Origin of the sequence: Tepidimonas sp. HKU77 (genome assembly GCF_049728535.1) — a bacterium.
Taxonomy (GTDB): domain Bacteria; phylum Pseudomonadota; class Gammaproteobacteria; order Burkholderiales; family Burkholderiaceae_C; genus Tepidimonas.
The window spans coordinates 1,229,752-1,243,141 of record NZ_CP187300.1 but is presented as its reverse complement, the minus strand read 5'-3'; the positions used below and the strand labels follow the sequence as shown (position 1 = coordinate 1,243,141).

10 protein-coding genes are annotated in these 13,390 nt (G+C 68.0%); 4 read left to right on the top strand and 6 right to left on the bottom strand.

What is annotated here, in order from left to right; translation table 11 throughout:
* Positions 1-19 precede the first annotated feature (19 nt).
* From ACPP3B_RS05975 to ACPP3B_RS05960, 4 genes are all read right to left on the bottom strand, one after another.
* Entirely contained in the window at positions 20-1,186 is a 1,167-nt protein-coding gene (locus tag ACPP3B_RS05975) for an extracellular solute-binding protein (RefSeq protein WP_299021156.1), read from the bottom strand.
* Between the two features lie 122 nt (positions 1,187-1,308).
* Positions 1,309-2,727 (bottom strand): aspartate aminotransferase family protein, encoded by a 1,419-nt coding sequence (locus ACPP3B_RS05970; RefSeq protein ID WP_299021153.1) that lies wholly within the window; start codon positions 2,725-2,727, stop codon positions 1,309-1,311.
* A gap of 30 nt (positions 2,728-2,757) precedes the next feature.
* On the bottom strand, positions 2,758-4,128 hold the full coding sequence (locus ACPP3B_RS05965; RefSeq protein WP_299021147.1) for a glutamine synthetase family protein: 1,371 nt from the start codon (positions 4,126-4,128) through the stop codon (positions 2,758-2,760).
* 122 nt (positions 4,129-4,250) lie between these two features.
* Positions 4,251-5,066 carry a gamma-glutamyl-gamma-aminobutyrate hydrolase family protein gene (locus tag ACPP3B_RS05960; RefSeq protein ID WP_299021144.1) on the bottom strand — a complete coding sequence of 272 codons (816 nt, stop codon included), beginning with the start codon at positions 5,064-5,066 and terminating at the stop codon, positions 4,251-4,253.
* Between the two features lie 113 nt (positions 5,067-5,179).
* On the opposite strand from ACPP3B_RS05960, the gene ACPP3B_RS05955 reads away from it, so the two are divergent.
* Positions 5,180-6,673, top strand: coding sequence for a PLP-dependent aminotransferase family protein (locus ACPP3B_RS05955; RefSeq protein ID WP_424860154.1), 1,494 nt, complete (start codon positions 5,180-5,182; stop codon positions 6,671-6,673).
* On the opposite strand, the gene ACPP3B_RS05950 is transcribed toward ACPP3B_RS05955, so the two are convergent.
* Positions 6,653-7,636, bottom strand: coding sequence for an HAD-IIA family hydrolase (locus ACPP3B_RS05950; RefSeq protein WP_424860027.1), 984 nt, complete (start codon positions 7,634-7,636; stop codon positions 6,653-6,655). The two genes, ACPP3B_RS05955 and ACPP3B_RS05950, sit on opposite strands and share 21 nt — an antisense overlap.
* A 38-nt stretch (positions 7,637-7,674) precedes the next feature.
* A complete protein-coding gene (locus tag ACPP3B_RS05945) occupies positions 7,675-8,997 on the bottom strand; it encodes an NAD(P)/FAD-dependent oxidoreductase (protein WP_424860026.1) in 1,323 nt (440 codons plus the stop codon).
* A gap of 233 nt (positions 8,998-9,230) precedes the next feature.
* Between ACPP3B_RS05945 and ACPP3B_RS05940 the strand changes: the two genes are divergently transcribed.
* The 3 genes from ACPP3B_RS05940 to ACPP3B_RS05930 all read left to right on the top strand — a co-directional run bounded on the left by ACPP3B_RS05940 (position 9,231) and on the right by ACPP3B_RS05930 (position 13,374).
* Positions 9,231-11,147: a PhoX family protein gene (locus tag ACPP3B_RS05940; protein WP_424860025.1), complete on the top strand. Its 1,917-nt coding sequence runs from the start codon at positions 9,231-9,233 to the stop codon at positions 11,145-11,147.
* Between the two features lie 77 nt (positions 11,148-11,224).
* Entirely contained in the window at positions 11,225-12,196 is a 972-nt protein-coding gene (locus ACPP3B_RS05935) for a metallophosphoesterase (protein ID WP_132963157.1), read from the top strand.
* A 188-nt stretch (positions 12,197-12,384) separates the two neighbouring features.
* Complete coding sequence (locus tag ACPP3B_RS05930) at positions 12,385-13,374, top strand: porin (protein ID WP_424860024.1); 990 nt, start codon at positions 12,385-12,387, stop codon at positions 13,372-13,374.
* Positions 13,375-13,390 lie beyond the last annotated feature (16 nt).

The window sequence follows — 13,390 nt, the reverse complement described above, 5'->3', positions numbered from 1 at the left end:
GCACACCGTTTGGGCGCGTTTACTTGCCGCGCTTGAACGCGTTGTAGGCCGACGCCATCGCCTCGCGCGCTTCGTTGGTGAAGCTGCTGGGCTGGATCAACTTGGGCATGTAGTCCGCCGGCGGGAAGATCGACGGGTTGTTGGCCACCTCGGGCTTGATCAGATCGCGACCCTTCGTGTTGCCGGTGTTGTAGCCCATCTCGTTGGCCATGGCAGCGGCGTTTTCCGGCTTGAGGAAGAAGTTGATGAACGCGTGTGCGTTGTTGGGGTGCTTGGCGTCCTTGAGGATGGCCATGGTGTCGAAGAAGGCCAACGCCCCGGTGGAGGGCAGCAGCGCGACGATCTCGTCCTTGGAGCCGGTCTCGGCCGCGCGCCCGGCCGCGATGTTGATGTCACCCGCCCAGCCGATGACGGCGCACGCCTTGCCGCTGGCAATATCGTCGATCATGGTCGAGCTGAAGATGCGGATGTCTTTGCGCACCTTCATGAGCATGTCCACCGCGGCCTTGTAGTCGGCCGGGTCGTTGGAGTAGGCATCCTTGCCGATGTAGTGCAGCGCCACCGGAATGATTTCGGTGGGCGAATCGAGGTAGGCGATGCCGCACGACTTGAGCTTGGCGGTGTACTTGGGGTCGAACACCAGGTCCCAGGCGTTCTCTGGCATCGGCATGCCGCCCAGCGCCTTCTCGACCTTTTGCTTGTTGATGCCCACCGTCGTGAAACTCCACGCCCACGGCACCAGGTGTTGGTTGCCCGGATCGACGCGCTCGAGCACCTTCATGACGCCCGCGTCGAGGTTACCGTAGTTGGGGATCTTGGCCTTGTCCAGCGGTTGGAACATGCCGGCTTCGATCTGCGGCTTGGCGAACACGCTGCCCGGCACGACGATGTCGTAGCCGGTGTTGCCCGCCACCAGCTTGGCGTGCAGCGCCTCGTTGGTCTCGAACGTGTCGTAGTTGACCTTGATGCCCGTTTCCTTCTCGAAAGCCTCGAGCATGCCGTCCGGAATGTAATCCGGCCAGTTATAGATGTTGAGCACTTTCTCGTCATCGAGCACGGGGCCGGCCGGCGCTTGGGCCACCGCGGGTGCGGGCGCCGGTGTCGGTTGGGCGACGGGCTCTTCTTTCTTGCCACAGCCGGCGACGAACGCAGCCGCCATCGCCAGGGCCAACAAGCGCTTCTTCATGTCCACACTCCTGTCCAGAATTCGTGAGAAGGATCGACGGGTTTGCCAAACAAGCACATTGCGGGCCAGATCGGCAGCAGCCTCGAGACCCACCATGCCGAGTGGGGATTCTAGGGCAGACGCTATCCAATTTTGCCCTGGCGTTGCAAATCCGCCAGCGTCGCGTCCAACGCACGGCGGATCAAGCCGATCATCTCGTCGATGTCGGCGCGCGTCATCACCAGCGGCGGCGCGATGATCATGCGGTCGCCCACCGCGCGCATGACCACGCCCGTGTCGAAACAATGCCCGCGGCACGTCATGCCGACCGCCCATTCTTCGGCAAAACGCGCCAGCGTCGCCTTGTCGCGCACCAGAATGAGGCCCGCGACCATGCCGCAGGTCTCGGTCACGCCCACCAGCGGATGGTCGGCCAATGTCGCAAAGCGCTCGGCCAGATAGGGGCCGGTGTCGGTGCGCACGCGCTCGGGCAGGCCCTCGCGCTGCATCAGGTCGAGGTTGGCCAGCCCCACGGCACACGCCACCGGATGGCCGCTGTAGGTGTAGCCGTGGGTGAACTCGCCGCCGGCGGCCAGCACCTGCGCCACGCGCTCATTGACGAGCACGCCCCCCAGCGGGATGTAGCCGCTGGTCACCCCTTTGGCAAATGTCACCAAGTCCGGCTTGGTACCGAAGCGCTCGTAGGCAAACCAATGCCCGAGGCGGCCGAACGCGCAGATGACTTCGTCCGAGATGAGCAAAATGCCGTACCGCTCGACGATGCGCTGGATCTCGGGCCAGTACGTCTCGGGCGGGATGATGACGCCGCCGGCGCCCTGCACCGGCTCGGCGATGAAGGCCGCCACCTTGTCCGGGCCGACTTCGAGGATTTTCTCCTCCAGCCAGCGCGCGGCGCGCCGGCCAAAGTCGGCTGGCGTCTCGCCTGGCTCGCGCAGGTCCCAGTAGTACGGCTGCTGGATGTGCACGATGCCGGGAATGGGCAGGTCGCCTTGCTCGTGCATGCCGGTCATGCCGCCCAGCGAAGCGGCGGCGACGGTCGAACCGTGGTAGGCATTCCAGCGGCTGATGATGACCTTGCGCTGCGGCTGGCCCATCAGGTCCCAGTACCGGCGCACCAGGCGCACGTTGGTGTCGTTGGCCTCCGAGCCGCTGCTGGTGAAGAACACGTGGCTGAAGCGCCGCCCGTCCACCGGTGGGGCCAGCTCGCTCAGGCGCGCGGCCAGCCGCACCGGGGGCTCGGTCGTGGTCTGGAAAAAGGTGTTGTAAAACGGCAGCGTCAGCATTTGCCGGTACGCGGCATCGGCCAGCTCGCGCCGGCCGTAGCCGGCGTTGACACACCACAGCCCACTCATGCCGTCCAGAATGCGGTGCCCCTGCGAGTCCCAGATATAGATGCCCTCGGCGCGGGTGATGACGCGCGCGCCCTTGGCCGCCAGCGCCTGATGGTCGGTGAAGGGGTGCAGGTAGTGCGCGCTGTCGAGGGCCTGCAGCGTGCGCGTGGGGTCGCTCGAGAGGGTGGCGGTATCGGCGGGGGCGTTCATGGCGGCAGGCTCCTCGTTGGATCGGGTGGTTCAGACGTGCAGCAGTAGGTGCTCACGCTCCCAGGGCGAGATCACTTTCATGAACTCCTCGAACTCGAGTTCCTTGATCTCGGTGTAGATGGTGATGAAGTCCTCGCCCAGCACGTGGTGCAGGTCGGGCTCGCGGCGCAACCAGTCCAGCGCTTCGCCCAGGCTGCGCGGCAGCGCATAGGCCGACAGATAGGCGTCGCCGCGCATCTCGGGCTTGGGCTTGATTTTGTTGACCAGGCCCAAATAGCCGCACGCCAGCGTCATCGCCATGGCGATGTAGGGGTTGGCGTCGGCGCCGATGACGCGGTTTTCCAGCCGGCGCGCCTGCGGCTGCGAGATCGGCGAGCGGATGCCGACGGTGCGGTTGTCGTGCCCCCACTCGATGTTGATGGGCGCGGCGGTATGCCGCGCCAAGCGCCGGTAGCTGTTGACATAGGGCGCCACCAGCGCCATGGCGGCCGGGATGTAGCGCTGCAGCCCGCCGATGTAGTGGTAGAACGCCTCCGAGGGGCTGCCATCCTCATTGCTGAAAATGTTGCGCCCGGTATCCTTGTCGACGATGCTTTGGTGGATGTGCATGGCGCTGCCCGGCTCGCCAGCGATCGGCTTGGCCATGAAAGTGGCGTACATGTCATGGCGCAGCGCGGCTTCGCGCACCGTGCGCTTGAACAAGAATACCTCGTCGGCCAGCGCCAGCGGGTGCGAGTGAAAAAAGTTGATCTCCATCTGCCCCGCGCCGACCTCGTGGATGAGGGTGTCGACGTTGAGCTCCATCTTGTCGCAGTAGTCGTAGATCTCCTCGAACAGGGGATCGAACTCGTTGACGGCGTCGATGGAGTAGGCCTGGCGCGACGTTTCGGCGCGGCCGCTGCGGCCAATCGGCGGGTGCAGCAGCGTGTTGGGGTCGGTGTTGCGCGCGGTCAGGTAAAACTCGAGCTCGGGTGCGACCACGGGCTCTAGGCCCATCGCCTCGTACAGGCCACAGACGTGGCGCAGCACGCTACGCGGCGCATACGGGATGAGCTTGCCGCTGTGGTCGAAGCAGTCGTGAATGACTTGCGCGGTCGGATCACTGGCCCACGGCACGATGCGCGCCGTCGTCGGATCCGGGCGCAGTTGCATGTCGCGGTCGGTGGGCTCGATGACGTCGTAGTACGGCCCACTCTTGGGCTGCTCGCCGGTCACGCTCATGGCCACGATGGCCTGTGGCAAGCGCATGCCGCGGTCCTCGGTGAACTTCTCGCGCGGCAGGATCTTGCCGCGCGCCACACCGGTCAGGTCGGGCACCAGGCACTCGACCTCGGTAACGCGGCGCTCGTTGAGCCATTGTTCGAGTTCGTTGAAGGATTTGAGGTGTTTGGAACTGCTCATGGGTTGCTCCGTGGTCCCGGATCGGGTGGCGGCGCGTCGAGGGGCCACCACCCCGCTGGGATGACCCGGTGATTCTGGCGCCGAACGCGCGGCGGGCACAACCCCGGGCCCTGGTCAACCGCTCAGGGGAGTTCCGGGGCGGCAGCAAACGCGCGCGCGTCGGCCGCCCGGCGCTGACGCCGCTGACGCAGCGCCTCGCCAAAGGCGCGAAAGATGGCGCTCGACACGGGGTTGTCCCCATAGCGCCACTCGGGGTGCCACTGCACCGCCAGCGCAAAGGCACGCGCGTCGGTGAACTCGACGGCCTCGATGAGCCCATCGGGCGCGTGTGCCACCGCACGCAGCCCCGGCGCCAAGCGCCGGATGCCCTGCCCGTGCAGCGAATTGACGCGCACTACCGGGGCGCCCCCCGCCAGGCCGTGCAGCAGCGAGCCGGGTTGCAGCGTGACGTCGTGGCGCGGGGCGTACTGCTCGTCGATGGGCGCGCCTTTGGGCTCGCGGTGGTCCAGGTGGCCGGGTAGGGTGTGCACCGCCTGGTGCAAGCTGCCACCCAGCGCGACGTTGATCTCTTGAAAGCCGCGACAGATGCCCAACAGCGGGATGCCCGCCGCCAGCGCGTGGCGCACCACGGCCAGCGTCACCTCGTCGCGCGCCTCGTCCAGCGGCAGCGAGGGGTCGGCGACCGCTTCGCCGAAGTGGCGCGGATGGACATTGGACGGCGAGCCCGTGAGCACCACGCCATCGACCAGCGACAGCAGCGCCGGCACCTCGTCCGCACTGGCGAGCGGAAACATGACAGGCTGCGCCTGCGCGCCAAACTTGACCGCCCGCGCATACTTGTCGCCGAGCAGCAAAAACGGCATCGCGCGCCCGTGGTCACCCAACAGACGGTGGTCTGCCGGCATCCAAACGAAGGGATCAGAAGCGATGTCGATCATGTTACGGTTCATTCTGCGGGCCGATTGGGTGCACAATGGGTGCCACTTGCCCCCATGGCGTGGTGCCACTTCGTGACTGGGCCGCCCCCGACCCCATGACGCAATCTTCGACGCTGCTGGCCGATTTTTTGTTGACCGAGATGGCGCGCCCCGACGGGCCGGCGGGGCCCCACGGCGGCTTGCCGCTGAATCGCCGCCTGTACGAGGCGCTGCGGCGCGCGATGCTCGACGGGCGCTTGTCGGCGGGGGATCGGCTGCCCTCCAGCCGAGAGCTCGCGCAAGACCTCGGACTGTCGCGCAACACCGTGGTGGCGGCATTGGAACAGCTGGGCGCTGAGGGGTATTTGGTCAGCCGCGTGGGCAGCGGCACTTATGTGCACGACCAGCTGCCCCCGCCAGCCCCATCCAGCCGGCGTGCGCGCACGCGCGACGATGCTCGGCTGCCCGGGCTGTCGGCGCGCGGGCGGGTACTCGCCGAGCGCTTCGGTGCACGCGAACTGGAAATCCAACCGTTTACCCCCGGCCCGGCCGACTTCAGCGCCTTTCCGGTGGCGCTGTGGCAGCGGCTGCAAAACCGGCACTGGCGCAGTGCGCGCCCGGAGATGTTGGACTACACCGCCTCCGGCGGCTACGGGCCGCTGCGGCGCGCGGTGGCGGACTATTTGCGCGTCTCGCGCAGCGTGCGCCTGGATGCGGAGCAAGTGCTCATCACCACGGGCACGCAGCAGTCACTGGAGCTGTGTGCATGGCTGCTGGCCGATGTGGGCGACGGGGTGTGGATCGAAGACCCGGCGTACTGGGGTGCGATCAAGGCGTTCACCGCCTGCGGCTTGCAGTGGCTGCCGGTGCCCGTGGACGGCGAGGGGCTCAACCCAGCCGCGGCCAGCGGCCCCGCGCCGCGCCTGATTTACGTGACGCCATCGCACCAGTACCCAACGGGTGCCGTCATGTCGCTGGCGCGGCGGCGCGAGCTGCTGGCGCAGGCGGCGCGCGCCGGGGCGTGGATACTGGAGGACGACTACGACAGCGAATTTCGCTTCGACGGCGCGCCGATCGCGTCGCTCGCGGGGCTGGACGACGATGGCCGCGTGTGCTACCTGGGGACGTTTTCCAAGGTGTTGTATCCGGGCATCAAGCTCGGGTATCTGGTCGCCCCGCGGGGTTTGGTGGAGGCCTTCCGCCAGGCGCATTACGACCTGCACCGCCCAGGCCAACTCCCGCTGCAGGCGGCGCTGGCGGAGTTCATCGAGATGGGGCACTTCGCCGCGGCGCTGCGCCGCTCGCGCCAGACCTACGCCGACCGGCGCGCCCAATTGCTGCGGGCGCTGGAACCCCTGTTGCAAGAGCCCGGCGTGCACATCACCGGTGCGGCACAAGGCTTGCACCTGTGTGTGCGCCTGCCACCTGCGCTGAACGACGCCGCCATCGCCGAGGCCCTGGCCCGACAGGGGATTTCGGTGCGGCCGCTGTCGGCCTACACCCTGCAGCGGCGCGACCTGCGCGGCTTGCTGATTGGCTACGGCTACGCCCAGCCCAGCCAAATCGCCCCCGCTGCCCAGCGCATCGTCACAGCCGTGCGCGAGGCGCTACGCGTGGCGGGCGGCTGAGGCGGCCGGGACGCTCGTCGCTCCCAGGGCGGGCAGCACCCAATGCGGCACGATGCCCGTCAGGTCGCTTGCACGCGCCACGTCGAGCCCCGTGCTCGCGCCCGCACCCGTGACCAGCGCGGCATGCAGGCCCGCCGCCAGCGCACCCAACACATCGGTGTGCAACGTGTCGCCCAGCATCAGCACGCGGGTGCGCGGCAGCGCCACCGGCAGACTGGCCAGCGCGTGCTCAAAAATGGCACCGAACGGCTTTCCTACCCGGTGCACCCCGGCGCCGGTGCGCGCCTCCAGCCCCGCGCACCAACCGCCAGGCTCGCGCACCCAGCCCCCTTCCCACGGTGAGATGAGGTCGGGGTTGGCCACCCACACCGGGCGCGGTTGGGCGCGCAGGCTGCCCTCCAGCCGGGCTTGCGCCGCTTCATCCCAGCCTTGGGCGGCCAAAAACAGCACCGCATCGTCGCCGTCGCGCAGCGGGCCGTCGCAGCGGCGCGCCTGGGCCAGCGGCAGGTCGTGCCAGTCGGCCCCGGGCGGCGCGATAACCGCCCAGCGCCAGTGACCCGGACACGCGTGCAGCGCCTCGGCCGTCACGTCACGGCTGGTGATCCAGTCGGTCTCTGTCAGATCGAAACCCATGGCCCGGTAGCGCGCCACCAACGCCGGTTTGGGGATGCTGGCCGCATTGCTGACGATGCGAAACGGCACGCCCGCTCGGCGCAAAGTGGCCAGCGCCTGCGCCGCGCCGGCGATCGCCCGCTGGCCGACGTTGAGCACGCCAAATGCATCGAACAAAAAGGCATCGTAGTGATCGCGCAATGCGGCCAGCCCCTCGACGAACTGCGCCTGGTGTGCCAGCCGGGGAAGCGCGGGCCACAGCGCCCGCTCGGCCTCGTAGGCCTGCAACAGATACCAGGGGTCGCCCGCAGGGGGCGTATCGGCGGACGGCATCGGCGCAAGGACGTTCATGGCCTCGATTGTCGCCGCCCGCCGCCCCCGCGCACGGCTCAACCCAGCGCGTCGCGCAGCCGGTGCCACGCCATGCCCAGCGCCAGCACCGGCGTGCGCAGCCAGGGCCCGCCGGGAAACGCCTGATGCCGCAGCCGGGTATAGAGGTCGAACCGCTCCGACTGCGCGGTGATGGCCTCGGCCACCAGCCGCCCGGCCAGCCCGGTCAGCGCCACCCCATGGCCGCTGAAGCCCTGCAGGTAATACACGTTGCCGTCCACGCGGCCGAAGTCGGGCGCGCGGTTCATCGTGATATCGACGAACCCACCCCACAGGTGCGTGCTCGCCACCCCAGCCAGCTGCGGGAACACCGCTTGCAGGCGCTGCTGTAGCGTGGCGCGCAGGCGCGGCGGCGTCATGGTGGTGTAGCTGACACGTCCGCCAAAGAGCAGCCGGTGGTCCGCACTGAGCCGGAAATAGTCCAGCACCACGTTGTTGTCACACACCGCCGCCCCGCACGGAATGAGCGACTGTGCCCGCTCGGGCGACAGCGGCTCGGTGGCCAGGATATACGTCCCCACCGGCATGATGCGGGCCGTCAGCCGCGGGGGCAGCACCCCCGGGCCATACTCGGGCAGCAGACAGTTGCCCGCCACCACGGCAAAGTCGGCCTCCACCACGCCGGCGTCGGTGTGCGCCTGCACGCGCGGGCCGCGACGCTCCAGACGCCGCACGGGGCTGTGCTCGTGCAGCAAGGTCCCCGCCTCCTGGGCTGCCCGGGCTAGTCCCAGGGCATAGCGCAACGGGTGCAAATGGCCCGATACCGCTTCGTAGGCCGCCGCCACGTAACGCGGGCTGTCCACGTACTGGCGCACCGCGTCCCCCTCGACCCAAGTGGTGGCAAAACCATAGTCCCGTTCGAGCGATTCCATTTCCTGCCGTAACGCGCGCGCCTTGCGCGGTCGGTCGGCCACGTAGAGGTAGCCGCGCCGCCATTCGCAGTCGATGCGGTAGCGCTGGATGCGCTCTTCGATCAGATCGACCGCCTGCAGCGACAGCGCCCACGCTTGCCGCGCGGCTTCACGACCCAGTTGCGCCTCGAATGGCGCCATGCCACATGCGTAGCCGACGATGGCCTGCCCCCCGTTGCGGCCACTGGCCCCGCTGCCGATGCGATCGGCCTCCAGCAACACGACGCGCCGCCCGCGCTCGGCCAATTCGAGCGCCGCGCTCAAGCCAGAAAACCCACCGCCGACCACCACCACGTCGGCGCGCTGCGTTCCGTGCAAGGGCGGCAGCGCTGGCGGTCGTACCACGCTGGCTTCGTAATAACTGTGGGTATCGCGCTGGGTGTCGGAGCGCAACAAGGAGGGGCGCAGCATACGATGGGGCGGGGACACGTGGCGTTGCACGGGCGGCGAGGACCGCCACCGTGGACCCTAACGATACGCTCAAGCGAGCGCCCGAACGGATCCAATCGACGGCAGAGCAGGGGCGCCAACGCGGGCAACGCCCATCTATCGCCTTCGCCAATCACCGGTTTCATCACGCTGTCATCGTTGGCGTCAACCATACCCGGGTTTCTCGACCACACTCACCCGGAGGTTAGCCCACCATGGCCAAAGATTTTTCGTTGATGGAAGACTCCAACCGCAGCGACAATCCGTCGATTCACGACGTCTCCGACCCCGCCCGGCGGCGGTTCGTGCAGGGGTCGCTCGCCAGCGCAGCCGCGGCCCTGTTCGGTGGCGGCCTGCTGGCCGGCTGCGCCACCGGCGCCGGCTCCACCAAGGCAGCCAACCTAGGCCGCGACATCGGCTTTGCCAGCGTGCCTATGCGCGCGGTGGACGACATCCTGGTACCCCCGGGCTACACCGCGCGCGTGCTCTACCGCTGGGGCGACCCGGTGGGTGTCGCCGGTGCCATGCCCGCGTTCAAGCCGGACGCGACGAACACCGCCGACGAACAAGCCCTGCAGGCCGGCATGCACCACGACGGCATGAGCTACTTCCCGCTCGATGGCAGCAAGCGCGGGCTGCTGGCCATCAACCACGAGTACACCGATGACGGCCTGCTGCACCCGGACGGCATGAAGACCTGGAGCGCCGAGAAGGTGCGCAAGGCGCAGGCCGCGCACGGCGTGTCGATCATCGAGATCGAAGCCGGCCCGAACGGCTGGCGCCAGGTGCTGCCGTCCAAGTACGCGCGCCGCATCACCGCGACCACGCCGATGCTGATCAGCGGCCCGGCCGCCGGCCACACCTGGATGAAGACTGCGGCCGACCCGACGGGCACGCGGGTGCTGGGCACGATCAACAACTGCGCCAACGGCCAGACGCCCTGGGGCACCTACCTGACCTGCGAAGAAAACTTCATCAACTACTTCCACGGCCCGGACCAGCCCGATGCGCACGGCAAGCGCTGGGGCCTGAAGAAAGACGGCGCCGGCTACCGCTGGCACGAATTCGACGAACGCTTCGACGCCACCCGGCACCCCAACGAGCCGAACCGTTTTGGCTGGGTGGTCGAAATCGACCCCATGGACCCGACCATGACGCCGATCAAGCGCACGGCGCTGGGCCGCGCGGCGCACGAGGGCGCCGCGGTGGCGCTGACCGACGACGGCCGCGCCGTGGTGTACATGGGCGAGGACGCGCGCTTCGAATACATCTACAAGTTCGTCAGCCGCGACCGCGTCAAGCCGGGCGGCTTTGCGGCCAACCGCGACCTGCTGGACCACGGCACGCTGTATGTGGCCAAGTTCAACGCCGACGGCAGCGGCGAGTGGCTGCCGCTGGTGCACGACCGCGGTCCGCTGACCGCCGCCAACGGCTTTGCCAACCAGGGCGCGGTGCTGATCCAGGCGCGGCAAGCCAGCGACGCCCTGGGCGCCACCAAGATGGACCGCCCGGAATGGACCGCCGTGGACCCGATCAGCAAAGAGGTCTATTGCACCCTGACCAACAACAGCAACCGCGGCCGCGACAAGAGCCCCGGTGCGGATGCGGCCAACCCGCGCGCCAACAACACCATGGGCCACATCATCCGCTGGAAGGAAAGCGGGGACCTGGACGCCACCCGCTTCACGTGGAACCACTTCGTGATGGCGGGCGACCCGTCGCTGCCGCGCGCCGAGGCCAAGGGCAACATCCGCGGCGACATCTTCGGCAGCCCGGACGGGTTGTGGGTCGATCCGCGCGGCGTGCTGTGGATCCAGACCGACGTGTCCACCTCGACGCTGGGCAAGGGCGACTATGCCAACCTGCCCAACAACCAGATGCTGGCCTGCGACCCGACCAAGGGCGAGATCCGCCGCTTCCTGGTCGGCCCGCGCGGCTGCGAGGTCACCGGCATCGCGATGACGCCGGACCTGCGTACGATGTTCATCAACATCCAGCACCCGGGCGAAAGCCCCAGCGAACGCAGCGACCCGGACGCGCCGACCAAGATCTCGCGCTGGCCGGACGGTGGCCGTCCGCGCTCGGCCACTGTCGTCATCACCAAGAACGACGGCGGCGTCATCGGCCTGTGACCCCCGGGCGGACACCCGGTCCGTTCGCCCCGATCTGCTGGCCCCTCGGGGCCGGTTTTGTTGAGGAGCCCAATCCCATGCGTTTTCCCCTTTTGCCCCGGGCGTGGCGCGGCGCCGTCGCCGCCACGGCCGTGCTGCTGGCCGGCACCGTCGCGGCCCAGACCGTGCGCTTCGTCGCGCTGGGCGACATGCCCTATGGCCCCCCTGACAAGAGCTATCCGCCCTACCGCGCGCTGATCGAGCGCGTCAACGCGCTGCAGCCGGCCTTCACCGTCCACGTCGGCGACTTCAAAGCCGGCTCCACGCTGTGCAGCAACGAGGAGTTTTCCGCCCAGCTGGAGCACTTTGGCCGCTACCGCGGTGCCGTGGTCTATACCCCGGGCGACAACGAGTGGACCGACTGCCACCGCGCCAACAACGGCGGCTACGACCCGCTGGAGCGCCTGGCCACGCTGCGCCAGCGCTTCTACACCCCCGGCCGATCGCTCGGCCAGCAGCCCATCGCGGTGGAAAACCAGTCCACCGTCATGCCCGCCTTCGCGCCCTATGTGGAAAACCAGCGCTGGTGGGCCGGCGACGTGCTGTTCGTCGCCGTGCACATCGTCGGCAGCAACAACAACTTCGAGACGCGCGACCCCAAGGCCGTGGCGGAATTTTTCGAGCGCGACCGCGCCAACGTCGCCTGGCTGCGCGCTGCCTTCGAGCTGGCGCAGCAGCGCAACGCGCGCGCCATGGTGGTGGCCATGCAGGCCGACCCGTTCGACAACCAGCAGCCGGTGGAGACGTTCCCGCGCCACTCGGGCTTTGCCGCCAGCATCGGCGACACGCTGGTGCCGCTGGCGGCGCAGTGGGGCCGTCCGGTCCTGCTGATCCACGGCGACAGCCATGTGCTGGCCTTCGACAACCCCTTCAAGCACCAGAAAAAGCCGGTGCTGAACCTGACACGCCTGCAGGTGCCGGGCGCGGCCGACGTGCGCGCGGTGGAGGTGAGCGTCGATCCGGCGTCGTCGCAGCCGTGGACCATCCAGGTCTTTGACGCCCAGCCTTGAGGCGCGTGTGAAGCCCGATGACGTTGTTTATGAACAACATTCGGGTCATCACGAATTGACTTCACATCACCGTCATCAGGGGCCGGTGCAATAGCCCCTGTGGTTCGGCCCTCCGGGCCGCCCATCCCCAGTTGCAGCCCCCCCATCCGGGGCTGCCGCTTTCTGGTTCAACCCTAGGAAATCCGACGATGAAAAAATCCCTGATCGCCCTGGCCGCCCTGATGACCACCGGGGCCGCCCTGGCCCAATCCAACGTCACGCTGTACGGTCGCGTGGACCTGTCGGTGGGCAACCTCAAGGACAAGGTCAAGAACACCTCCACCACCCAGATGTTCCAGGGCGGCGACGGCGGTCTGACCGCCTCGCGCTGGGGCCTGCGCGGCACCGAGGATCTGGGCGGCGGCCTGAAGGCGGCCTTCAAGCTGGAAAACCGCTTCAACCCCGACACCGGCGCGTCGCAAGACCCATACTTCAGAGGCGAATCCAGCCTGTCGCTGATGGGTGGCTTCGGCGAGGTCAAACTCGGCCGCAGCACGACCGTCTACAACGACGTGCGTGCCCTGGGCGAGAGCCGCGATGTGTTCGGCTCGGCCTTCACCGCTTCCCGCAACGGCGTGTTCAAGTCGGGCGGCGACTATGCCCGGCGCTTCGACAACAAGATCAGCTACTACAGCCCCAACATGGGCGGCTTCTACGCGGGCATCGACGTCTCGCTGGACGAGAAGGCCGGCGTCTCCCAGGACAAGTACGCCTTCAAGGCCGGCTACAAGCAAAAGGAATTCGAGGTCGCTCTGGCCCACCAAAACGAGAAGGACAAATCCGACAAGTACACCGCGCTGGCCGCGATGTATGACTTCGGCAGCTTCTCGGTGTCGGGCGTATACAACCAGCGCAAGGGCAGCGCCGCCAACGGCGACGACAGCGAATACGCGCTGGGCGTGACCGTGCCGGTCGGGGCCTGGGCCTTCTCCGGCGGCTATGCCTACAGCAAGACCAAGGACTCGGCCGGCGGCGCCAAGAACGGCAAGGCCAGCGGCTTCGCCCTCGGCGCCACCTATGCCCTGTCCAAGCGCACGCGCCTGTACGCCGGCTACCGCGACGTGGTGGTGAAGAACAACGTCGGGGCCAAGACCAAGGACGAGCGCCTGGTCGCCTTCGGCATGCGCCACGACTTCTGATCGCGGCCCTGTCCGC